The sequence below is a fragment of the Spongiibacter nanhainus genome, from assembly GCF_016132545.1.
Classification (GTDB): domain Bacteria; phylum Pseudomonadota; class Gammaproteobacteria; order Pseudomonadales; family Spongiibacteraceae; genus Spongiibacter; species Spongiibacter nanhainus.
Map to the genome: position 1 here is coordinate 1,422,255 of NZ_CP066167.1, position 22,825 is coordinate 1,445,079.

General features: G+C 57.2%; 16 protein-coding genes. 9 read left to right on the forward strand and 7 right to left on the reverse strand.

All coding sequences use genetic code 11. From position 1 onward, the window contains the following. Positions 1-24: 24 nt before the first annotated feature. The 3 genes from I6N98_RS06465 to I6N98_RS06475 are packed head-to-tail and all read right to left on the reverse strand — an operon-like array spanning position 25 to position 3,450. Entirely contained in the window at positions 25-1,248 is a 1,224-nt protein-coding gene (locus I6N98_RS06465; protein WP_198570972.1) for a CaiB/BaiF CoA transferase family protein, read from the reverse strand. Beyond that, a complete protein-coding gene (locus I6N98_RS06470; RefSeq protein ID WP_198570973.1) occupies positions 1,245-2,423 on the reverse strand; it encodes a CoA transferase in 1,179 nt (392 codons plus the stop codon). The genes I6N98_RS06465 and I6N98_RS06470 overlap by 4 nt, the downstream gene beginning before the upstream one ends. A gap of 58 nt (positions 2,424-2,481) precedes the next feature. Continuing rightward, positions 2,482-3,450: an enoyl-CoA hydratase/isomerase family protein gene (locus I6N98_RS06475; protein WP_198570974.1), complete on the reverse strand. Its 969-nt coding sequence runs from the start codon at positions 3,448-3,450 to the stop codon at positions 2,482-2,484. Positions 3,451-3,701: 251 nt separating this feature from the next. Here I6N98_RS06475 and I6N98_RS06480 point away from each other — a divergent pair, with 251 nt between their 5' ends. Further along, entirely contained in the window at positions 3,702-4,757 is a 1,056-nt protein-coding gene (locus tag I6N98_RS06480) for an AraC family transcriptional regulator (protein WP_198570975.1), read from the forward strand. 256 nt (positions 4,758-5,013) lie between these two features. Here I6N98_RS06480 and I6N98_RS06485 read toward each other — a convergent pair whose 3' ends face one another. Both I6N98_RS06485 and I6N98_RS06490 read right to left on the reverse strand, forming a co-directional pair. After that, on the reverse strand, positions 5,014-7,086 hold the full coding sequence (locus tag I6N98_RS06485) for a hydantoinase/oxoprolinase family protein (protein ID WP_198570976.1): 2,073 nt from the start codon (positions 7,084-7,086) through the stop codon (positions 5,014-5,016). Continuing rightward, entirely contained in the window at positions 7,086-8,906 is a 1,821-nt protein-coding gene (locus I6N98_RS06490) for a hydantoinase B/oxoprolinase family protein (RefSeq protein WP_198570977.1), read from the reverse strand. The genes I6N98_RS06485 and I6N98_RS06490 overlap by 1 nt, the downstream gene beginning before the upstream one ends. A gap of 335 nt (positions 8,907-9,241) precedes the next feature. Here I6N98_RS06490 and I6N98_RS06495 point away from each other — a divergent pair, with 335 nt between their 5' ends. The 7 genes from I6N98_RS06495 to I6N98_RS06525 all read left to right on the forward strand — a co-directional run bounded on the left by I6N98_RS06495 (position 9,242) and on the right by I6N98_RS06525 (position 19,023). Then, positions 9,242-10,033 carry an SDR family NAD(P)-dependent oxidoreductase gene (locus I6N98_RS06495; protein ID WP_198570978.1) on the forward strand — a complete coding sequence of 264 codons (792 nt, stop codon included), beginning with the start codon at positions 9,242-9,244 and terminating at the stop codon, positions 10,031-10,033. A 240-nt stretch (positions 10,034-10,273) separates the two neighbouring features. Continuing rightward, on the forward strand, positions 10,274-11,308 hold the full coding sequence (locus I6N98_RS06500; protein WP_198570979.1) for an AraC family transcriptional regulator: 1,035 nt from the start codon (positions 10,274-10,276) through the stop codon (positions 11,306-11,308). A gap of 46 nt (positions 11,309-11,354) precedes the next feature. Beyond that, on the forward strand, positions 11,355-12,659 hold the full coding sequence (locus I6N98_RS06505) for a cytochrome P450 (RefSeq protein ID WP_198570980.1): 1,305 nt from the start codon (positions 11,355-11,357) through the stop codon (positions 12,657-12,659). After that, the gene (locus I6N98_RS06510) at positions 12,659-13,516 is read left to right on the forward strand and encodes an SDR family NAD(P)-dependent oxidoreductase (protein ID WP_198570981.1); all 858 of its coding nucleotides are present in this window, start codon (positions 12,659-12,661) and stop codon (positions 13,514-13,516) included. The genes I6N98_RS06505 and I6N98_RS06510 overlap by 1 nt, the downstream gene beginning before the upstream one ends. 319 nt (positions 13,517-13,835) lie before the next feature. After that, a complete protein-coding gene (locus tag I6N98_RS06515) occupies positions 13,836-16,010 on the forward strand; it encodes a TonB-dependent receptor (RefSeq protein WP_198570982.1) in 2,175 nt (724 codons plus the stop codon). A 271-nt stretch (positions 16,011-16,281) separates the two neighbouring features. Next, on the forward strand, positions 16,282-18,048 hold the full coding sequence (locus I6N98_RS06520) for an FAD-dependent oxidoreductase (protein ID WP_198570983.1): 1,767 nt from the start codon (positions 16,282-16,284) through the stop codon (positions 18,046-18,048). 156 nt (positions 18,049-18,204) lie between these two features. Then, complete coding sequence (locus I6N98_RS06525; RefSeq protein WP_198570984.1) at positions 18,205-19,023, forward strand: SDR family NAD(P)-dependent oxidoreductase; 819 nt, start codon at positions 18,205-18,207, stop codon at positions 19,021-19,023. A gap of 28 nt (positions 19,024-19,051) precedes the next feature. On the opposite strand, the gene I6N98_RS06530 is transcribed toward I6N98_RS06525, so the two are convergent. Both I6N98_RS06530 and I6N98_RS06535 read right to left on the reverse strand, forming a co-directional pair. Then, on the reverse strand, positions 19,052-19,669 hold the full coding sequence (locus tag I6N98_RS06530) for a glutathione S-transferase family protein (RefSeq protein WP_198570985.1): 618 nt from the start codon (positions 19,667-19,669) through the stop codon (positions 19,052-19,054). Between the two features lie 335 nt (positions 19,670-20,004). Then, positions 20,005-20,418 carry a GFA family protein gene (locus I6N98_RS06535; protein WP_198570986.1) on the reverse strand — a complete coding sequence of 138 codons (414 nt, stop codon included), beginning with the start codon at positions 20,416-20,418 and terminating at the stop codon, positions 20,005-20,007. Positions 20,419-20,569: 151 nt separating this feature from the next. Between I6N98_RS06535 and I6N98_RS06540 the strand changes: the two genes are divergently transcribed. Then, positions 20,570-22,819, forward strand: coding sequence for an arginine/lysine/ornithine decarboxylase (locus I6N98_RS06540; RefSeq protein WP_198570987.1), 2,250 nt, complete (start codon positions 20,570-20,572; stop codon positions 22,817-22,819). Positions 22,820-22,825 lie beyond the last annotated feature (6 nt).

Here is a 22,825-nt window from a genome sequence, read left to right on the forward strand (position 1 = left end):
TGTTGCCGTGGCAGGAAACGCCGGCTATTTAGTCACGCCTTCGTTGCTCAATGCCGCTTGCTCTTCCTCGCTCAACCCAAGCACCTCACCAAAGATGTACGCGTTGTGTTGACCCAGGCTGGGGGCGCCCCTTTCTATTGCCGCCCCCCGGGACATTGTCCAGCCGGGGCCGGTGGTGGGGCGGCTGTCGCCGTCGGGATAGTTGACGTCACTGTAAAAGCCCTTAGCCCAGAGGTGGTGATCTGATATCAGGTCTATAGAGCTGAAGCTTTTACAGGCGGCAACGCCTTGCTGCTGCAGAGTCAGCGCCAAGTCGGCTGCGGCTTTGTCTCGGGTCCATTCCGCCAGTATTGCATCCAGTTCCGTCTCATTGGCTTTGCGGTCACTGAGGCGACTGAAACGCGGGTCCTTAGCGAGCCCTTCGATACCCGTAGCGGTAGCCAGTCGCTGCCACTGCTGGTCATCGCCTGCGGCAATACACACCCACTCCTGATCCTGGCAGGGGTAGACGCCGTGGGGAGCCATATCCTCATGGCGGTTGCCATCGGCCTGCCGCACGTGGCCGTTGAGGGTATAGTCCATCACCGCATCGCCGATCATGCTGGTCATGCTTTCTACGGCCGAGACATCGATAAACTGGCCCTCGCCAGTGCGGCGGGCGTGGTAGTAGCCGGCGGCAGTGGCAACCGCGGCAGCGGTACCAAAGGTGGAATCAGCGTAGCGAATGTTGATGCCAGTCGGGGGCTCGCTCTCGTAACCGGCCAGAGCACTCACGCCGCCCAGGGCGACAAAGCAGGGCGCATAACCGGTTTGATAAGCTAATGGCCCCTCGCTGCCGTACATGCCCATTGAGGTGTAGACAATGGCGGGATTGACCTCTTTAACCCGCTCATAACCTAAGCCCAAACGCTCGATGGCACCGGGACGAAGGTTTTCGATAACGATGTCGGCTTCCTTGAGAAGGTCGAGAATCAAATTGATGCCTTTGTCCGACTTCATGTTGATTTGAGCGCTAAGTTTTTCCGGATTCACCGCCTGAAATCCCGGCGCCCGGTTGATGTCCTTAACGCCGTAGACCCGGGTGACATCCAGGGACCCCTCGCTCTCTATGCGAATCACTTCCGCGCCCAGGTAGGCGAGCTGCTTGCCCGCGTAGGGGCCCGCCCAAACCTTGGTGAGCTCGACAACTCGCACGCCTTGCAGCGGGCCTCCGCGCTGGTATTTGACACTTCTGGTATGACTAGTCATGAGGTCGTGCCTCCTGCCAGGATATCGAGGTCGGCGGTATGCTGCCCCAGCAACGGCGATACAGCGGCCTGTGTAGGGGTCTTGCTCAAGGTGTAAGGGGCGGTCGGGTAGTGAGTTGTCCCCAGTTTACTGTGCGCCATCTCGGCAAAGTAGTGACGGTATTGGTACTGCGGCGATGCCAGCAGGTCGCCGACATTGTTGACTGCCACCAGAATCAGCCCCAGTTTTTGTGCGGCTTCCTCAATTTCCTGCTTGTGTTGGTTTTTCAGCCAGGCACCGATGTGCTGGCGGCAAGTGGCGACCCGCTCCGGGGTGCACTCCAATTCCATCCAGCGGTCGGGGAAGTCCGCCATCCAGCTATTGTCGTCGATCAATTGGTGCAGGGCCTCCCAGTGGGCCGGTGCCGACATCCACAGATAGACAAAGCCATCCTGGCAGGGGAATATCCCCGCCGGCCCGCCCAGGTCAAACTGGTGGCGGCTGGGGCTGACATCCATGTCGCCGGCAATCATCTGCGCCAGCACATAGTCGGAGCGCGAGGCCATCACTGATTGCTTGGACACCTCGATAAACCTTCCCTGGAAGGGCTCGCTGCCGTCGCTGAGGCAGGCGATGATGCACAGTGCCGCCTCCATGCCGGCTTCGTAGCTGGGCAAAAACCGCCCCGCGCCTTTTAATGGCGGGCGTCCCTCATCGGCGCCGCTGGGAGTGTGGTAGCCCAGTCCACTGGTATGAAAAACCTGCAGGTCCTCGGCAAATTGGCGGTCCTCCGGTGGATTGAGCCCGAAGGGCGTAATGGAACACAGCACCAGTTCGGGGTGGGATTGGGCAGCGGCGTCTTCATCCAGCCCCCAGTCCGTCAGCCACTGGGCGCTGTGATCGTCGATCACGACATCTGCTTTTTCCAGCAAGCGACTAAAGCTCGCCGGGGGGGAGGCGGCGCCAAGGTCGTACTCGACCGAGTGCTTACCCATGTTCAGAAATGCAAATAAGCCGCTGGATTCCGGGGCATCCACGGAGTCCACAAAGGGCCCCATGCGGCGGGTAGGGCTGCCGCAGCCCGGGCGCTCCAGCTTAATCACCTGGGCACCCAGTTCTGCCAGCAACTTGCCGCAGTATTCGCCGGCAACGCCTTCGGCCAGCTCCAGGACGGTGATGCCAGACAGTGCAGACATAGATTGCCTCTCTTGTTATCTATCTAATCACGTATCACTCTATTGTGGTCTTTCGCGCTCAGGGCTTGCGGCGGTTGGAGCGCCCCAGTCGCCACTCCGGCGGGTACTCCATATCCATATCCTTAACCACGTTGTTAACGCCCTTATCAAAGGTGTCGCTGTCAACGCCGGCCTGGCCCTGGCGATCCGGCGTCATCATCGGCAGCATGCCCTCTACAAAGCCGGTAAGCAGACTGCCCATGTATTCGCCGCGGTACTGCTTGTACATTTCCATAAAGGTTTTTTGCACTTGCACCACGTCGGTGGGGCGGGTGCGGGCGCAGGCCGAGGCATACTTCTCGGTTTCTTCTTCCAGTTTGTCCCGGGGTACCACGCTGTTTACAAACTGGCAGTCATACATTTCCTGGGCGGGGAAGGGGCGGCCGGTGAACAGCATTTCTGAGAACTTGCGCAGGCCGATGGTTTCGATCCAGGTCCACAAACGGGGACCCCAGCCGGCGTAGCGAAAAGCGGGGTGGCCGAACAGGGTGTCGTCCGAGGAGACCACCAGGTCGGCATCAGCGGCCTGGTAGAAATGCCAGCCGTAGCAGTAGCCCTTGGTCTCGATAATGCTGATTTTCTTAAAGTCCTGGAGTGGTCGATTACCCGCCGCGGTTTTGGCGTAGTGATCGGTCATGGTGTGCAGGAAGCGGTACGAGTCCCGGGGTGGGTATTTGACGTCGGGATCGTTGATACCGAACTCGTGCAGCAGCGACATATCCTCCCCTTCGCCGTACATATCACCCTGCTCGCCGAGGTCGCCGCCGCTGCCAAAATGGTCGCCTTCGCCGCGGATCACCAACACCTTCACATCGTCATCGATATTGGCTTTGAACACATAATCGGCGTAAACCTGGCGCATACCGGTGGTGGTGGCGTTCAGTGCCTCCGGGCGGGCAAAGGTCAGGGTGGCGATTTTGGTCTCGGGATCTTTTTCGTAGCGAATGAATTTGCGGGCTTCGGCTTTGAGTTCTTCGATGTCGATCATGGTGGCTCCAGCAATTTTCTTATTTAAATCAGGGGGATATGTTTTGTGCTTGGTAAACAAATTGTCACGTCGATATGCCGTCGACGGATTGTTTTCAGTGTACACTATACTCCACACCACTGTTGTCCAATTCCTGACAGTAGGTGAGAGATGCTGTACTATTGATGCAGACCTGTAACTCGCAGGCGCTAACTCGCAGTAGTCGCCCCTTGCCCCTCGCGGCGGGCCTGTATGCGGAGGAGAGAACAATAATGGCTGACAATAATTTTTATAGCCTGGACGGACCGCTGGAATCGATGCCCAGCGAGCGTCAAATGCGTATTGCCAATCTGTCCGGCTTTTCAGATCTGGTCCGCCACCACGGCGCCGATCCCCGCGGGATACTGGAGCGCCACGACATTGATCCCCGGGTACTGCGTGACCCCGACCACTACGTCGATTGCCGCTCGGTGGTGGATGTGCTGGAGCACTGCAGCAGTTCCTTGAACAACCCGCTGTTCGGCATGATTCTGGCCGAGCAGCAGGAACCGGATATCTACGGTTGTGTCACCGCACTGTGCCGGGCGGCGTCCACCATGCGGGAAGCCGTCAACAGCTTTATCGACTACATCCCTGTCACCCATTCCCCAGCCACCTGCCTGGAGCTGGTTGAGGGCAGCGATATTGCCGAGCTGCGCTGGTGGGTTCGCACCGATGTGGGCATGAATAAGCAGGCCAACCTGCAAGCCACTATGCTCAATATCAAGTTGCTGAGTCAGATCGGCGGCGCGACCTTTAAGCCCAGTTACGTCAACCTGTCGGTAGACGCCCGCTCCAAAGATATCTACGAACTGGAGCGCCATCTGGGCTGCCGTTTTCACAGCACCGCCACCGAAAACGCCATTGCTTTCCCGGCGGAATTGCTCGACCGCCGAGTGGCGACCTCCAGCCGTCTGGTCTACAAACTGCTGGGTGGCTATTTGGACCGGGTCAAAGACGCTTCGCGGCACTCAGTCATAGAGCGGGTGGAAGACTATATTCGCGGCGCGCTGGCCAGCAACAACTGCTCCATTGAGCGCTGTGCCGAGAAGCTGGGTGTATCCGTGAGAACCCTCCAGGCCCGTCTCAGCGAGGCAGAGAAAAGCTTCTCCGATCTGCTGGAAGAGCAGCGGGTGTCCTTGGCCAAGACCTACCTCAAACAGGATCACTACAGCTTGGACGATGTCGCCGCCAACCTGGGGTACTCCGAGCAATCCAGTTTTGGTCGGGCCTTTAAGCGTTGGACCGGTATGACGCCGAAGCAATTTCGGCGGCAAGTGCACAACTGATTCTTCGGCGTACATTGATAATCGCCGTACGCCTCACCGTCCGTAGGTTGGGTTGATAAACCCAACAAGCCGGGGCTGCGGGGAGTCGTCAATCGTTGGGTTTCATGCTTCAACCCAACCTACGGAACAGTAGGGCGGACACTGCTTTTTGTGTCCGCCGCGTCCATCTTCACGCTGGTACCATTAACAGGGTGAAATCAGGTGGACAAAAAGGACGCTGTCCACCCTACACCGAGCTGGTTGTTGTGTCCCCCCGCTATTTTTTCACCAACTCATAATCGCCGGCATCGTCGACGATGGCTTGCCACTGTGGGTAGACCACGATTGTGGTAAAGGTCTCCTGAATCACCGCCGGGCCTTGAACCCGGCTCCCCGGCGACAAATCGCTGCCCCGGTATATCGGTGTGTCCTGGTAGCCCTGGCCCAAATTGACCCGCCGCGTGCCGGCGGCGCTGGGCTCGTTGGCCGCCGCGGTGTATCCGCCTGCGGCAGGGGGGGATGGTGTATTGACCGTCGTCGCCAAGCGCACACCGACGATTTCGGGCAATTCGGCATCGCGAATATGGCCGTATTCTTCAGTGTGGCGGGCATTGAAGGCGGCGATGGCTTTGTCGCTAAAGCCCTGGTCGACGAAAGACAAGTCCTCTTTGCCCTGGCTACTGTGCATGTCGAAGGTCAGCGCAAAATTCTGACCGCGGTAGCGCATGTTGATCTGGTACTGGTAGTTAATCTCGCTGGCTTTAAAGTTGGCCGCCTCAAAGTAACTGACGGCGCGGTCTTCCAGCTCCCGCCACAGTTCCTTCAAGCGCGCCAGGTCGGGATTATCCGCTGGGCACAGGAAGGAGCGCTCTTCATCGATGGCGGGCTTTGCCACCAGCGTGCCCAATGCCGAGAACGTGGGTGACGCCTTGGGCACCAGCACTTTGTCGATACCCAGAGCTTCGGCGTGGGCGCCGGCAAAGGCCGGTCCGTTACCGCCGTAGGCCAGCATCACCATATCTTTGGGGTCGATACCCTTGCCGGCGGTGGTGCGGCGTACTGCCTGTATCATATTGGCGTTGACCACGCGCCAGCAATCAAAGGCGGCGTCTTCGGCGCTGTAGCCCATTTCGTCGCCAATGGCCTGGAAGGCCTCGTCGACTCCGTCCCGGGTCAGGCTAAAGCTGCCACCGGCAAAGCCTTTATCGGTGGACAGCACACCCAGCATCAGCAGGGCGTCGGTGACGGTGGGGCGGGTGCCGCCGCGGCCGTAGCAGATGGGGCCGGGTTCCGAGCCTGCCGAGGCGGGGCCGACACGAAGCTCACCGTTACTGACATGGCAGATTGAACCGCCACCTGCGCCCAGGGTTTCCACCTGGACCATGGGTACGCCCACCAAATTGCGGTGGTGCATATTCCAGCCAGCCACGGCGGGGGCTTCGCCGCCGAGCACCACCGACATGTCGTAGGAGGTGCCGCCCATATCCACGCACAGCAGATCCGGGTAGCCCTTGGCAGTGCCGGTATGGGCCGAACCTACCACGCCGCCGGCGGGGCCAGAGGCCAGCACGCGAATCGGCGAGCCTTCAATGTACTCTTTGGTCATCACACCGCCGCTGGCCTGCATCACCATTACCTGACGCTGGTAGCCGGCCTCTTGCAGGCGGCTGACCAATCGTTCCAGATAGTTGGTTACGGGCGGCGCCACGTAGGCGTTGACCACGGTCGTACTGGTGCGGTCATACTCCGGCGCCCGGGGGAGCACCTGGTGTGAAACAGACAGGTGTACGCCGGGCATTTCTTCGGCGACGATTTCCGCCACCCGCTTTTCGTGGGCGGGATTGACGAAGGAGAACAGCAGCGAAATCGCGACAGACTCAACGTTTTGCTTTTTAAAGCGCTTACAGCACTCCCGCACCGCGTCTTCATCGAGGGCCTTGTAGACGGAGCCGTCAAACAGGATTCGTTCGGGCACCGTGAGCCGTCGGCGCCGTGGCGTGATCGGTTTAGGGGGTTCCAGGCGCAGATCCCAGATATCCTCTTTATAACCCCGGCGGTATTCCATTTCGTCCCGGAAACCTTCGGTGGTAATCAGGCCGGTGACGGCGCCATTCATTTCGATCAGGGTGTTGTCCGCAACCGTGGTACCGTGAACGATGGCGTCACAGCGCTGCAGAAACACCCCCAGCTCCAGGCCCTCTTTTTCCGCCAGTTTGGACAAACCTTCCATTACGCCCAGGGAGCGATCTTCCGGGGTGCTGAGGTTCTTGTGGAGGATCACCTCGTCGCCTTTGAGCAGGGCGAAGTCAGTAAACGTGCCGCCGATATCAATGCCTACGCGATAATTCATTATTGTGCTCCTTCTCGCGCTGCGCGCATTTGTGCTCTCAGGGCTTCGGTGGCGGCCAGGTCGACCTGGAGGTCGTAATCTTCGAGGGAACCGGTTAAGACGACCCCGTAGCGTTCTTTGGCGCCCTCAAGGCTGACGTATTCATCCAGCACATCTTCCTTTACGGCTTCCGGGTCACGCAGCCAGGCTGGGCCGAAGCCGGCACCGCCGCCGTGCTGATAGGCAATCACGGCATCGGCAGGCAGTTGTGCCTGCACGGCCAGGTCGATTTTGTATTCGTTGGGGCTGCCCACTTCAAAGTGGTTTTCGTAGGGGCTGGCGGGATCGCCGCCACACATACCCTGCATGGGATGAGCTGCGGAGACCATCCAGGCCATCGCCATGGTGGGCTCCAGGACTTTTTTAACGTTGAGGCTGCCGGGCTGGCCGCGCCACTGGCCGGCGCCGCCGGCATCGGTGGTCATCTCCCGGCTGATGTTGATCACCGGGAAACGGGCCTCTGCATCTTCGGCTTCCGAAAGCAGCAGGCTGCCCAGCGCGTTGGGGCAGGAACCCCAGCCGTCGATACCCTGAACCGCCGAGGCGTCCATTGAACGAGCGTCTACCCCCTGGTCCATCCACATCTGGCCAGTTTCATCAAAACCGATAACGGCATTGGGCATACCGATTTTGTAGACCTGGGGCGCGGCCCGCTCGGGAACCACAGAAGACAGCGCAACACACACCGCTTCGGTAATCTCACAGGCGGGGTGGAAAGACCCCAGTGCTGCTGGCTTGTTGGGGGGCGGGTGGGCGATGGTGCCCTCGGGAATTACCATGTCCACAGCGTGGAACAAGCCCTCGTTTTTGACGATGGTGGGGTCCACCGAGGCCGCGAGCTGCACCATGATGTAAGAGCGGCTGTTGGCAAAGGTGTTCCAGACCCCAACCAGTTCCTGCCGGTCGTCGGTGCCGGTAAGGTCTACCGTGAGCTGGTCGCCCTCGACTTTGCAGGCCACATGGACTTTAACGTCCTTGGTGCCCTGGGTGTCGTGGTCAATAAACACGTCGGCCTCGTAACAGCCGTCCGGCCACCTGGCGACTTCCTCACGGAAACGCTGTTCGGTGTGGTCGATGTTGTAGTTGATGGCGGCCTTGACCACGTCAGCGCCCCATTTCTCTATCAGTTCTTCCAGCAATCGCGCTGCCATCTGCACGCCACTGATCATCGCCGCCAGATCGCCGGAGAAGGAGGCGAAGCGGTTGTTGCGCTCTATCAGCTTGATTATGTCGCGACGCTTCTCGCCACGGTGAACCAGTTTGACGCAGGGGATTGCCAAGCCTTCGGTGTAAATGTCGGTGGCCTCCAAAGTAAAGCCGCCGGGATCTTTGCCGCCGGTATCGCCCTGGTGGGCTTGTAGGGCCTGCACCAGTACCAGTTCGCCGTTCTTGTCGTAAACAGGCGCATAAACGTTGTAGTCCGGCAGGTGGCCGCCTCCGTAGTCAGGGTCGTTGCCGAGAAAGACATCGCCGGGCCCCCAGTCGTAGTCATCCAGTTGGTCCAGCCCATAACGCACCGTCAGCTGAGAGACAAAGGTCAGGTGTGGCGTGCCGATAGAGCCGGAAGCCAGGCGGCCGTGGGCATCGATAATACTGGCATTGCGCTCGTTGGATTGGTTGATGATTGGAGACGAGGCGGCGCGGCCCAGATGGGTGGCGGCTTCAAAGCACACTGTCTCCAGTGCACCGCGGATAATGCTGGCGGTAACCGGGTCCACCTCGGCGCTGGTGGCCAGGGGCTCCCGTTTGGCAGCGAGTTTATTATTGAGTTCGTACGACATGGTACCGGTCCTCTGCGCGGTAGTAGACCCGACTCCGGTTCATTGGTGGTTGGCGTCCGGAGGGCATTTTTGTGTTGAGAATAATAGAAATGGCCGCGCCGGGATTCCCGACTTGTCGTGTCAGTGCGTATACAGTTTGTGCAAGTGGGGCGGTGGTCGAAGGCTGGGAGCGGGGTTTTAGTCCAGGTCGGACAATGAAAATGCCTGTGGCTGCATAGCGCGGCTTATGCGGCGGACAGCGGGGGCAGGGAAGGGGTAATTTACGCGTTTAGCGGGAAGGGGCATTCATTATGCCTGCCCGTCCGGGGCCCAATAGAATAATGGAGAGAAGTATCATGACCCAGCAAAACTCAAAACCCGTCGCATTGATCACTGGCGCCAGCTCCGGTATTGGTGACACTGTTGCCCGCCGCTTTGCCGAAGGCGGTTTCGATTTGGTTGTGGTGGCGCGTCGGGAAGAACGCCTGGCGGCGTTGGCGCAATCCCTGGAAGGGACCGCTCAAGTTGCCATTTACGCTGGTGATGTTACCGATAGCGAAACGCCCAAAAAAGCCGTAGAGCTGGCCATGAGCCGATTCGGTCGCCTGGACTGCCTGGTTAACAATGCCGGCGCGGGAAAGTGGGCCCCGGTTCACGACACTGACGATGCCACATTGGATGAAGTCATTGATATCAGTCTTAAGGCGCCGTTTCGCTTCTGCCGCGAGGCTCTGCATGTCATGAAGGCCGGCTCCACGATCATTAATGTTGGCTCGGTGTTTGGCACTTTGGGTGGCCTCGACGGCGGCGCCTACTGCGCGGTGAAGGCGGGGCTAGTGGGGCTCACCCAGACAATGGCGGCCCAGTACGGCGCCGAGGGCATTCGCACTAACCTGGTGGCGCCCGGGGTGATTCGTACCGAAATGACCGACGCCGCATGGGAAGCCGAGCCCTTCCGCCGCATTAACCATGAAATGACGCCCTGTGATCGAGAGGGCACCACTGCGGATGTCGCCAATGCCATCTACTTCCTGGCCAGTGAGGCAGGGGGATATATCAACGGCCAAACCATCAACTTGGATGGCGGTTGGTCGACGACCAAGTATCTCTGCAAAGAGGCGCTGTTGGCCGAGCGCAAGCCGCTATAGAAATTCCATTTAAATCAAAAGGTTAATGATTTTATGGTGCCGGCCGCCCAGCGCTTGAGCGGCCGGGGTAGGGGCCTTGCGCGAAATGTCGATAGTTTCTCGCTCCCCGAATAGACAGCTTGGATTGACAGTCCTATATTTAGACACCACTGTTGAGTAAATTGTAGCCAGTGATGTTTGGTTGGGGTCTCAGACCGCAACCAAAGCCGCAATACATAATTATCAAGCGGAGAGACTGCCATGACTGAAACACTCTTTGCATTCGACGAGAGAAACTATCACGAGTGCCAGCAAGCGTTTCGCGGAGAGAACAACCAGGAGTATTACCTGGGCGATTACCGCATCGAAGCCGGCTCAGTGATTGATGTGCGCGCTGATAAGAAATCGGTAGGTGCCTGCTCCATCATTCGATTGCAATCCAAAACCAAGTTGTTTTTCCGCCGTTCCTGGACTCACATTCGCGAGGATGCCACCGACGTCATGGTGCTGTGGTTTGTTCGCAGCGGCTTGATGCGCATTATGCAAGATGGTGCGACCCACACCGCCGGTCCGGGCAACTTTGTTATCACCAAGTCGATGACACCTTTCACCATTGAATGTTTGACCGATAACGATGCCCGTCACGAGGTCTTGCACGTTATTGTACCGGCCCATGTGTTTCGTCGTTTCCTGCCCCACGAAATTCGTGCGGGCATCCCCCTTCAATCCAGCAAGCCGGCCTTTGGTATTGCCGAGCGAGTATTCACCGATCTGTTTAACGACGGTGAGGCACTGTCCGAGCGCGTTGAAAAAATGATGCTGGAAACGGCTCTCACAGTACTGGCAGATACACTGGAAAATCACGAAGACTGCACTCAACAACGGCAGTCTCTGTCAGAACTGCGCTATCAGGAAGTGCTGCGTTTTGTGGAGATCCATCTCTGCGATCCCAAGCTCAATGCGGCGATGGTGGCCGAGGCCTGCGGCATCTCCCAGCGCTATTTGTCGCACTTACTGAAACAGCGGGGCTCATCATTCTCTACCTTGGTGTGGGAATGGCGTTTAAAGGTGGCTCACCAATGGTTGTCCACCACATCTCCCAAGGAAATCTCCATTGCTGAGATTGCCTTTCGGGTTGGCTTTAAAAGCCCGGCCCACTTCAGCCGGCTGTTTAAACGGGTTTACGGTGTGGGGCCGCGAGAATATCGCTCTGGAGCGAAGGAGCGGGAGACTGCCACCCAGAGTCAGCCAGGCAAAGCCGAATTTTTTATCAATGGTTCAACGGCTCTACAGTAAGCTTTAGCTGAGCGTTAAACCGAAGGAATCACAAGAGAGGAAAGCAATGAGTGGTGAGGCAGGTATGAGCGAGTGTCCAGTAGGCCGTCAGCAAGTGGATTTGTCGGCGTCGTCGCTGGCGGATCCGATAATCCAAGCCCAGCCCCGGGACTTTTTTTGGACCATGCGGCAGCAGGACCCGGTTCACTACGACGAAAAGCTGGGTATGTGGTTGGTATCCCGCTACGAGGATATCGTCGAGTTGCTACGTGACCCTGACACCTTTTCCGATAAAGCGGGCTACGAGGCCCAGTACGCCAGTGGTCATTTTGACGAATTTAAATCGATACTGGAGAAAGAGGGGGGTGGCTTCTTCCCCGATGCCATCAAGAGCGATCCTCCCTACCATACGCGCATCCGCGGTCTGTTGGACAATGCCTTCTCCGCCCACCGGGTAAAAACCCTGGAGCCCGGTATTACCAAAGTGATCGTAGAGCTGATTGAAAAGATTGCCGATAAGGCCGCAAAGGGCGAAGTCGTCGACGGCGTAAAAGAGTTTGCGATTCCCCTGACTATTGCCGTTATCTGTGAGCAGATGGGTATCGATCAGTACAACGGTGAAAACATTTCCCGCTGGTCAATGGCAGTGACAGCCCAGATTGGCCGTATGCAGGATCGCGAGCAAATGCTGGAAAATGCCAGAGAGATTTGCGAGCTACAAAACTTCATCATCGAGCAGATGAAGGACCGCGAGGCCAACCCCAAAGAGGATATGATCTCGGATTTGGTGCACGCCGAGCTCGATAACGGCGAAAAGCTCAGCTTTGAAGAAGCCGTGTCCCTGGTTCGGGCGCTGATTATTGCGGGGAACGACACTACCGCCACAGCGATTGGCAACTTGATGTATATCCTCGCCACCATGCCGGATATTGCCGAGCAACTTTACGACAACGTGGAAGACAACCGCTTTATGAACCGCTTTGTCGAAGAGCTACTGCGCTTTGCTCCTCCGGTGCGGGGTTTGGCAAAGATGACGACCCGTGAGACAGAATTGGGGGGGCAAAAACTGCCGGAAGGCGCTCACATGCTGGTGTTGTATGCCTCCGGTAATGACGACGAAGCGCGTTTTGAATGCCCGAGAGAATTTAACCTCGATCGTAAAAACGTGATGTCCCATGTGGCGTTTGGCGTCGGTATTCACCGCTGCATAGGTGCCCAGTTGGCGCGTATGGAAATCAAAGTGGCCGCCAAGGAACTGATCAAGCGCATCAAGAATATTCGCCTGGCTGAGCCCGATGCAGAAATTCATTATCAGCGCAGTGTTGCGGTTCACGCCATTGAAAATCTGCCGCTGTTGATGGAGCGCCGCTAATGTCCCAGTCAATGCAGGGCGAAGAGCTCAAAGGAAAAGTCGCGGTGATTACCGGCGGCGGCAGTGGCATCGGTAAAGCCACTGCCGAGCTGTTTGCCGCGCAAGGCGCCAAGGTAATTATCGCTGACGTTAATGCCGATGCGGGGAATGAGGTCGCCAAGTCCTTGGGGGAAGCCGCCCATTTTGTGCCGGCGGATGTGTCTAAGGCCGGTGATGTAGAGCAGTTGGTGGACACTGCCGTAGAGCGCTTTGGCGGCCTGAATATCATGTTCAACAACGCCGGTATTTCCGGTGCCCAGTACCCACGCTTTCTCGACGACGACCTGGCTGATTTTGACAAGGTGGTGGGGATCAACCTGTTTGGTGTAATGAAGGGCACCCACAGTGCAGCTAAAGTGATGAGGGAAAATGGCGGCGGCGTCATTCTTAATAACGCATCCATTGCCGGAATATTGCCGGGGCAGGCGCTGATGAGCTACCGCGTGACTAAAGCGGCAGTGATCCACTTTACCAAGTGCTCTGCCATCGATCTGGCCGAATACAACATTCGAGTGTGTGGTATGGCGCCGGGCCATATTCGTACCCCACTTACCGCTTTTACCCTGCCGGGCATGAGTGAAGAGCAGATGGTGCGAATTCGCGATGCCATGGCGCCGGTGTGGGATTCCAACCAACCACTCAAACGTCATGGTAGCCCCAACGACGTGGCCAAATCGGCCTTGTTCTTGTGCAGTGACAGTGCCGCGCAAATTACCGGTGTGATCCTGCCCATTGATGGTGGCATAACGGCCGGTGACCCGGTTAATCACTTGCAAGAGTTGATGGATGCCCGGGCCAGCGCATTGGATCCACAGTAGGCATAGTCTTCATCGATAGTTTGAAGAGGCTTCCTGGGTAAGGGTTCACTTAAATAAAGCCGTATCAAGAATGGCGGGCCCGACATACAGGATAGGCGCGCCTAGCATAAAAAGATAATTACAACATTCACGATAAAAACAATGACTACAAAAAGGGGAAGACACGATGCGTATAGATAGCACTCATTCTAATCGCAGGCGGACGCGGCAAACTCGCGCTTTTAACTGGTGTGCGCCGGCATCTGCGGCCTTGTTGGCGTCGCTGTTTGGTGCCAGTCCGGCACTGGCTCAAGGTGATAGTGCTGAAAGTGCATCCGGCGTGAGCAACAGCCGTGGGGTGGTCGAGGAGGTCATCGTTACCGCCCGCCGCCGCAACGAGAGTTTGTCCGAAGTGCCGCTATCTGTGCAGGCACTGGGCGCTGAAGCGCTGGAGCAAAAGCAGGTGACGTCTGACGCAGACCTGCAAGTGGCCGTCCCCGGGCTCACTATTCGTCAAACTCAGGGTAATAACTCCTTAACCTACTCGATTCGCGGTCAGTCCGCCGATACCTTCTCGGGTTCGCCATCGGCGGTAGTGTCTTACCTCAATGAGGTGCCGCTCACCATTCAGGGCGCATCCACCTTTTATGACCTGGAGTCTATCCAGGTCTTGAAGGGGCCCCAGGGCACCCTGTTTGGGCGCAACACTACGGGTGGTGCGGTACTGTTCTCTACCGCCAAGCCCAGCGCCGAGACCGAAGCCAGCTTGAAGCTAAAGGCCGGCAACTACGACCTGCTGGAAGTGGAAGGTATGGTCAATTTGCCAATCTCAGACCAGTTGCGGGTTCGGCTGGCGGCTAATTCCATCAGCAAAGATGGCTATATTGAAAATGTGAATACCGGCGAGGACCACGGCGATATCGGCCGGGATAGTGCGCGCCTGACCGTATCTTTTATGCCTAACGATCAGCTGGATAACACCCTGGTATACGGTTATTCCCGCAGCGACGGCACCAACACCGGCGCCACCTATGTCTACAGCATCTACACCGCCGAGGACGAGGCCAAGTACAACCGGGATCTCAATACTAGCTCCGAGTTTATTGCCGGTTCCGTCGAGGAGCAGAGAAAGCTGGGCTATTACAAAACCCAGCACCCCTTTGGCGCCGATCATATCGGCGAGGACGAAGTGTTGGTTAATACCACCACATTCGCATTGAATGAGGATGTTCAGATCAAAAATATCCTCGGCTACACCGCCGGCGATACCGACTCAGAACAACCTGCCTTGGGTGCGGAGTATCCAACCTTTGCCACCCGCAATCTGGCTACCGGCAAAGTGGGTAACGAAGTCAAAGTGGAATCCTACTCCAATGAGCTGCAGTTATCTGGTACGGCGATGGACGGTAATCTCGACTACATCACCGGCATCTACTTGCAGCAACAACGCACCGACACGCTGTGGCCGCAAACCTACTTTGACGGTGCGGTAAATGCCACCAACAACTTCCGCATTGAGACTGATACCACCGCGTTTTACGCGCAGGGCTCATACCGGTTTAGCCCGGTGCTGAGAGCGACTGCCGGTCTTCGTTTTACCGAGGAAGATGTCTCCATCGAGCAGCTGGCTCAGTCCGACTACCGAGGTGTCGATGGCTTTGCGCAAAAGCAGGATGAAACCTTTAGGGAACCCTCCTGGCTGCTGGGGCTGGAGTATTCCATCAGCGATTCGCTGTTCGCCTATGCCAACGCCCGGGGCAGCTTCCGCAGCGGTGGCTTTAACGGTTCGGCGCCGCCGGTTAATGCCGGGGCAACCGGCGGTGGTAACAAGTTTGAACAAGAGACCGTCGAGGACATTGAGTTGGGCCTCAAATACGAGGGCAATATCGGTGCTATGCCGGCGCGGATGAATGTGGCGATCTACAATATGTGGATCGAAGACGTACAGCGTATTGAGTTTCCCGATCCTCCCGGCGATGTCGCTTCCATCGCAGTGACCGCCAATATCCCCGAGATGGAAGTGCGGGGTATTGAGTTTGATGCCAGTATCTCGCCATTGGCAAACCTGGATTTAGGCATCGCGGCGACCTACACCGACGCCGAGTTTACCGACGGCGAAACCGAGCTGTTTGGCACTGAATATCAGTACGGGCCAGTGGCCAATACACCGGAAAATACCCTGTCGGTCTATGCCCACAGCACGGTCTATCGGGATGGCCAGGGCGGGGAAGTCGCCCTTCGCGCCGAGGTCTACAATCAAAGCAGCATGTACTTCTCCAACGCGTCGGACTCCCTAACACCGGATACTGAGCTGCCGTCCTACACTCTGGTGAATTTGCGGGCCTCTTGGGATCAGGTGCTGGGCAGCCAGTTTTCCGCTGCGCTGTTTGGTAAGAACGTGACCGATGAAGAGTACTTTGTTGGCGGCATGCCGCTGGGGGCTTCCCTGGGGCACAACGCCGCGGTAGTGGGTGAGCCCGCCACTTACGGTGTGGAGCTGAGTTATCGCTTCTAGCAGGTTGTTGATTGCCGTTTTCGAGGCAGCCAATGCAAGGCGAAAACGGGCGAAATGAGGGAGTTTATACACGATAAATGACCGATTTGAGCCCATTATCAACGCTGCAGTGGCAACGCAGATAGGAAATCAACAACCTGCTAGGGCCCAGGCTATTGCCGGGAAACGGTAGCATTGAATGCGGGGGCGGGGGGCTTAAAGGATCTTCGTCCCCGTTGGTGTTTTATTAATCACGAAGCCCGGCTTAGGACTGGGAAGGATAAGGAAGGCTATGTCTTACTCGGAAAGTGTTGATGTCGTTGTGGTGGGGTCCGGCGCCGCCGGCGCCGTCGCTGCCCTGCGGGCCGCCGACCTTGGGCTGTCGGTGGTGATCGTCGAGAAAGCGCCAAAATTTGGGGGCACATCGGCTACCTCCGGTGGAGTGATGTGGATTCCCAACAATCAGCTCACCCAAAACGATGACAGCCGCGAGAAAACCCTGACCTATATCGACTCCCTACTTCGGGGCCCGGTGCAGCGCGACCGTCTTGAGGCCTTTGTCGATCAGGGTCCGGAGATGGCGCGCTATCTGCAAACCGCCGGCGTTCCGCTGATGCAGGCCCAGTGGCCGGACTACTTTGCCGCTGCGCCAGAGGCCCGGGCCGACCGCTCGGTGCTGTGTGATACTTTTGATGGCCGGGAGCTGGGCGACAATTTTGTATTGATGCGGGAACAATTTAACCGCTTCAAACCCTTTGGTCGCTACGCGATGGATATTGGCCAGTTTTTCTCAATCTCTACCCGGGCGCCGGATTGGATTAAAGTCTTTGTCAAAATGGTCTTTACCTATTGGACGGACTTCAGTACACGTTTGATCGGTAAACGGGATCGGCGCTTCCCTCAAGGCGCGGCGCTGATGGGGAATATTTTTAAGCAGGTCTTTGATCGCGGTGTCGAGGTGCGCTTGGATACAGCGCTGACTGACGTCATTGTCGAAGATGGTGAAGTTCGCGGCGTCAACGTCAGCAGCTTTGGTCGCAGCTACGATATTGAAGCCAAACACGGTGTGGTATTGGCGGCAGGCGGTTTTGAATGGAACCAGGAGCTGCGGGACAAGTACTTCCCGGTTCCCGGTCTGACACGGGATAGCAGTACCCCGCAAAATGTTAACCGCGGTGAGGCCTTGCTAGCCGCCACTAAAATTGGCGCGGATACAGAAAACATGGATGCCGGCTGGTGGATGCCCACCATGCAGTGGCCCATGGCCAGCGCCGCTAACTTCGACGAGACTTGGCAGACCGCCTTCGACGTGGGCCGCCCCTCCAGCGTGTGTGTGAATCGCAACGGCGACCGCTTTGTGGACGAGGCATGCAGCTACGACGAGTTCGGCATTGCTATGATCGAAGACCAGAAAAAAACTGGCGCCAATACTCCGTGCTGGCTGGTGTTCGACGCCACCTTCAGAAAGAAATGGACGGTGGGCGGCCTGATGCCGTCGTTGATTATGCCGGACTGGCGAGTGCCCAAAGACTGCTGGGACCACTATGTATTCAAAGCGGATAGCATTGAATCTTTGGCTTACAAGATCAAAGTGCCGGTAGACAAGCTCAAGAAAACCGTCGCCAACATGAATGACTACGCCAGAACCGGTGAAGACCCGGAATTTGGCCGCGGCAGTAACCCCTATGACCAGATGTTTGGTGACCCCACCGTGACGCCAAACCCTTGCCTGGGTCCCATCAACAAGGCGCCGTACTACGCGGTGCCCATTTACCTGGGCGACCTGGGAACCAAAGGCGGCCTGAAGGCGAACGCCAAGGCACAGGTGGTCGATAGTACAGGGCAAGCGATACCCGGCTTGTACGCGGCAGGCAATAACTCGGGTAGTCCCTTTGGTAACCTTTATCCCGGCGCCGGCGGCACCATTGGACCGGCGGCCACCTTCGGCTTTATCGCTGCAAATGACATTGCACAGCGTGCCAAGGGCAGCCCCGTAGCAGAAGGCAGTGCAACAGCCGACGCTGCTGAGGCGGATGTCAGTACAGAAAAAACGGCGTGATTTGAGGCTCTGACTGAGCCAGACTTTGTCAGCGAAGCCGCCTTTGATATAAGGGCGGCTTTTTTCATTGAGTCTGTTTTATCACCGCGTAGCGAATCGCTGTGAAATCATGTTATAAAACAACAGTGTTGATTAAAAAAACAAACAGGTGGTGCGATGATTGAAACGGTAGCGGTGATCACCGGCGGCGCTGGCGGCATGGGGCTTGCCGTCGCCAAAATACTGGGTCGGGAGCATCGTGTACTCATTGCCGACCTGCAGCAGTCGCGATTGGACGCCGCTCAGGCAGAACTTAAAGACCTTGGCGTCAATTGCGATACCGCTATATGTGATGTCACCGACACTGCCTCAGTGTCAGCGCTGTTCGCCCAAGCTACAGGCCTGGGTCGGGTCGCCTGTGTCATTCATACCGCCGGTGTCAGCCCTCAGATGGCGCCGCCAGAAGTCATTATCCGGGTCAACGGGCTTGGCACCATCAACATCGCTAACGCGGCTCTTGAAATCGCCTCGGAGGGGATGGCGCTGATTAATGTCGCATCCAATTCGGCACACATGCTACCGGGGATTATGGTGCCGACCCGAGCGTTTCGCCACGCATTCACAGACCCCGAACGCTTTGTGGAGAAAGTCCTCAAGCGCAGTAATTTGATGCGCAAGGATTTTTATAAAAAAGGCCTAGCCTACGCCTTTAGCAAAAGCTTTGTGCTGTGGTATAGCCGACAGATCGCCGCCGATTTTGGTAAGCTCGGCGCCCGGGTGCTGTCGGTGTCGCCAGGAAGCTTCGATACCGAAATGGGCCGCCTCGAGGAAAAAAGCGGCTCGGCGGATATGCTTAAGGATGCCGCCCTTAAGCGCTTTGGTCGCCCGGAGGAAATCGCCGAGGTACTGGCTTTTTGTGCCAGCGACAAAGCCAGCTACCTCACTGGCACGGATATCCTCTGTGATGGCGGCGTGATCGCAGGTAAGCGGGGCTAAGAGCCCCTTGATCGATGTCTGAAAAAAATTAAGCGCGTTGTGAGTAGTAGCCCGCCACTCGCGGGTCATTGGCGATACGCTGCATATGCTCCACCAGTTTGGGGGCGGCAGTATCCACCAGGTCTGCAGGCAGGTGCTCCAGGTTGCCTGCCCGCAGGGAACGGGTCTGTACAAACACTTTGAGGTCGGCCACTGTCAGTCTGCCATCGGCAAAGTACTCACCACCTCCCCGCTGCAGTAAATCCTCCAAGCCAGCCAGATACGCCTTGAGTTTGCCCTTGGCTAAGTTTTCCCGCGCGGTCTTCAGGGCCTCACCTTCAAGCCCAAACGTCTGCACGACGAAATGAGTGGTGTCTTCCAGAGCATCCATCGCTTCATCGCAGTACAGCGCCTGAACAGGATCGGTGGGATAAAGATCAGCCTGTTTGCCGATATAGCGCAATATGGCGTTGGATTGGGTCACGGGCTGGCCATCAATCTCCAATACCGGGATAACTCCAAAGGGAAGGGTGGGTTTGAGTTGGGCGAATTGTTCAAAGCCGATACGACGATCGTCCAAAGGAATGCCGGCGATATGAAAAGCCAAGCGAATAGGGTCGCCGCGGCCGCCGTCGATGTCGAAGTAGGTGAGGGTATAGTTTGGCATGTGTGCTCCCAGACGGATCCGCCGATGGCGTAGCATAGCAGGAAGAGTTCGGCCTGGATGAAGGTTTTGCGGTGGATTATTGCTTGTGCAATTGCGATATCGTCGGCGGTCAAGTTGATCGAGTTCGGAGGCCCAGGGCCTTGGTTATTCCGCGGCATGGCGTAGGGTGGATACCGAGTTTGTGTCCACCATGAACACGGCACGGTGTTGAAAGTAGGCGGACAGGTGACGCGTTGTCCGCCCTACGGGTTCAACGTGAATCCGCAGTGATTGTGCGTCTTGGTATAGGGTGGACATGGTTGTTTATGTCCACCTTGAATAACGCATGGTCGCGCTTACCAGTCCATCATCTCATCTGAGCCACCGAACGCGGCCGGGAAGCCCTTGAAATGGGGGAGGTCGTCAACCACTGGGCGCACGGCGTATTGACACATCACATGGGAGCTGGGCTTGAATTGGCCCTCTGGCAGCAGGTTACCCTTGACTGCGATAAAGGGGGCGCCGGGCGGTTCGGAGAACATCACCGTGCCACATGTTTTGCAGCGAGTGCGGGGGTTGGTTTTGTAGGTCCACTGTACCGGCTCACCGGCGGTGATCTTGACAGCGTCTCTGGGATAAAGGGAGATGGGCAGGTAGGCGGCGCCGGCCACGGCCTGGCAGTCGTCGCAATGACAAAAAAACTGGCCAATCGGCTCTCCGTCAATACTGAGCGTGGTCTCGCCGCACGGGCATTTGGCTTCTTGGGTCATGTTCTCTCCTTAATTCCTAGGGGCGAAGTGGCGCCATGGTAACCAAGGGCGACTGTGTAGCCCAGTGTGGGGTAAAGATTTTCGTTTTTTATTCCGAGCGATCCTATACTATCCTGTGCCCAAACGTCGTCTATCCCAACGCGAGTCGCCCATGCAATTTCGATTCCCTGTCGTCGTCATCGATGAAGATTTTCGTTCCGAGAATATTTCCGGTTCCGGTATCCGGGACCTGGCCGAAGCCATCGGCAAACAAGGCATGGAGGTGGTGGGCTTCACCAGCTACGGGGACCTGACCGCCTTCGCCCAGCAGGCCAGTCGGGCCTCCTGTTTTATCCTCTCCATCGACGATGAGGAATTCAACGACGATGACGAGGCCGCCGGCGATGCGCTGACCTCGATCCGGGAGTTTCTGGAGGCGGTGCGCCATCGCAATACCGATATCCCGGTGTTTCTCTACGGCGAGACTCGCACCTCCCGCCATATCCCCAATGAGATTCTGCGGGAGCTGCACGGCTTCATCCATATGTTTGAAGACACGCCGGAGTTTGTGGCCCGCCATATTATCCGCGAGGCCAACAAATACCTGGAGTCCCTGGCGCCGCCCTTTTTCGAAGCCTTGATGCATTATGCCAGCGACAGCTCCTATTCCTGGCACTGCCCGGGTCACTCCGGCGGTGTGGCATTTCTCAAGAGTCCGGTGGGGCAAATGTTTCATCAATTCTTTGGTGAAAACCTGCTGCGGGCCGATGTCTGCAATGCGGTGGAGGAGCTGGGCCAGCTGCTGGATCACACCGGGCCGGTGAGCGCCAGTGAGCACAACGCCGCGCGTATCTTTGGCTGCGACCACTTGTTTTTTGTCACCAACGGCACCTCCACCTCCAACAAGGTGGTATGGCACTCGGTGGTGGCGCCTGGGGACATCGTGGTGGTGGACCGCAACTGCCATAAGTCCATTCTTCACAGCATCATCATGACCGGAGCGATACCGGTGTTTTTAATGCCCACTCGCAACCACTACGGCATTATCGGGCCCATTCCCAAGAGCGAGTTCGACCCGGCGGCGATCAGAGAAAAGATCGAGCAGCATCCCTTTGCCAAACACGCCAAGGATAAAAAGCCCCGCATTCTCACCATCACCCAGAGTACCTACGACGGGGTGGTGTATAACGTGGAGGAGATCAAGCAAATCCTCGACAACAGCATCGACACCTTGCATTTTGACGAGGCCTGGCTACCTCACGCGGCTTTCCATTCCTTTTACAAGGACATGCACGCCATTCACAGCAAACGGCCCCGCTCGGAAGACACGCTGGTATTTGCCACCCAATCTACCCACAAGCTCTTGGCGGGCTTGTCCCAGGCCTCGCAAATTCTGGTGCAGGACAGCAAAAAGCGGAAGCTGGATACCCACCGCTTTAATGAATCCTATCTAATGCATTCCTCCACCAGCCCCCAGTACGCCATCATCGCCTCCTGTGATGTGGCGGCGGCGATGATGGAGCCCCCCGGCGGTACAGCCTTGGTTGAGGAATCCATTTTGGAAGCCATCGACTTCCGCCGGGCTATGCGCAAGGTGGATGCCGACTATGGCGACGACTGGTTCTTCCAGGTGTGGGGGCCGGAAAAGCTGGCGGAGGAAGGGATCGGCGACCGTGACGACTGGGTGATTCACTCTGATGACCGCTGGCACGGCTTTGGTGATATCGAGTCCGGGTTTAATATGCTGGACCCTATCAAGGGCACCATTATCACTCCCGGGCTGGATGTGGATGGCAACTTTGACGAGGTGGGCATTCCCGCCGCCATTGTCAGTAAGTATCTGGCAGAGCACGGCATCATCATTGAGAAGACCGGGCTCTATTCCTTCTTCATTATGTTCACCATCGGCATTACCAAGGGTCGCTGGAACTCCATGGTGACCGAGTTGCAGCAGTTTAAGGATGACTACGACCACAACCTGCCGCTGTGGCGGGTGATGCCGGAATTTGCCCGCAAATATCCCCGCTATGAAAAAGTGGGCTTACGGGATCTTTGCAACGACATCCACAGTGTCTATAAAGAATACGACCTGGCCCGGATTACCACCGAAATGTACCTCTCCAAGATTGAGCCGGCGATGATTCCAGCCGATGCCTGGGCCAAGATGTCTCACCGTCAGGTAGAGCGGGTGCCTATCGATGAGCTGGAAGGGCGTATAACCACTATGCTGGTGACACCCTATCCGCCGGGAATTCCGCTATTGATTCCCGGTGAGCGTTTTAATGGGACTATCGTTCGCTATCTGCAGTTTGTTCGGGATTTCAACGCCCGTTTCCCCGGCTTTGAGACCGATTGTCACGGCCTGGTGAGGGAAAAAGCCGAAGGCGGCGATGCGTACTTTATCGATGTGGTCAGGGATTGACCCAGC

What these genes read in the sequence shown, in the direction of transcription:
- I6N98_RS06465 (WP_198570972.1), bottom strand. Translation starts at nt 1,248, where the DNA reads ATGACTAGTCATACCAGAAGTGTCAAATACCAGCGCGGAGGCCCGCTG.
- I6N98_RS06470 (WP_198570973.1), bottom strand. Translation starts at nt 2,423, where the DNA reads ATGTCTGCACTGTCTGGCATCACCGTCCTGGAGCTGGCCGAAGGCGTT.
- I6N98_RS06475 (WP_198570974.1), bottom strand. Translation starts at nt 3,450, where the DNA reads ATGATCGACATCGAAGAACTCAAAGCCGAAGCCCGCAAATTCATTCGC.
- I6N98_RS06480 (WP_198570975.1), top strand. Translation starts at nt 3,702, where the DNA reads ATGGCTGACAATAATTTTTATAGCCTGGACGGACCGCTGGAATCGATG.
- I6N98_RS06485 (WP_198570976.1), bottom strand. Translation starts at nt 7,086, where the DNA reads ATGAATTATCGCGTAGGCATTGATATCGGCGGCACGTTTACTGACTTC.
- I6N98_RS06490 (WP_198570977.1), bottom strand. Translation starts at nt 8,906, where the DNA reads ATGTCGTACGAACTCAATAATAAACTCGCTGCCAAACGGGAGCCCCTG.
- I6N98_RS06495 (WP_198570978.1), top strand. Translation starts at nt 9,242, where the DNA reads ATGACCCAGCAAAACTCAAAACCCGTCGCATTGATCACTGGCGCCAGC.
- I6N98_RS06500 (WP_198570979.1), top strand. Translation starts at nt 10,274, where the DNA reads ATGACTGAAACACTCTTTGCATTCGACGAGAGAAACTATCACGAGTGC.
- I6N98_RS06505 (WP_198570980.1), top strand. Translation starts at nt 11,355, where the DNA reads ATGAGTGGTGAGGCAGGTATGAGCGAGTGTCCAGTAGGCCGTCAGCAA.
- I6N98_RS06510 (WP_198570981.1), top strand. Translation starts at nt 12,659, where the DNA reads ATGTCCCAGTCAATGCAGGGCGAAGAGCTCAAAGGAAAAGTCGCGGTG.
- I6N98_RS06520 (WP_198570983.1), top strand. Translation starts at nt 16,282, where the DNA reads ATGTCTTACTCGGAAAGTGTTGATGTCGTTGTGGTGGGGTCCGGCGCC.
- I6N98_RS06525 (WP_198570984.1), top strand. Translation starts at nt 18,205, where the DNA reads ATGATTGAAACGGTAGCGGTGATCACCGGCGGCGCTGGCGGCATGGGG.
- I6N98_RS06530 (WP_198570985.1), bottom strand. Translation starts at nt 19,669, where the DNA reads ATGCCAAACTATACCCTCACCTACTTCGACATCGACGGCGGCCGCGGC.
- I6N98_RS06535 (WP_198570986.1), bottom strand. Translation starts at nt 20,418, where the DNA reads ATGACCCAAGAAGCCAAATGCCCGTGCGGCGAGACCACGCTCAGTATT.
- I6N98_RS06540 (WP_198570987.1), top strand. Translation starts at nt 20,570, where the DNA reads ATGCAATTTCGATTCCCTGTCGTCGTCATCGATGAAGATTTTCGTTCC.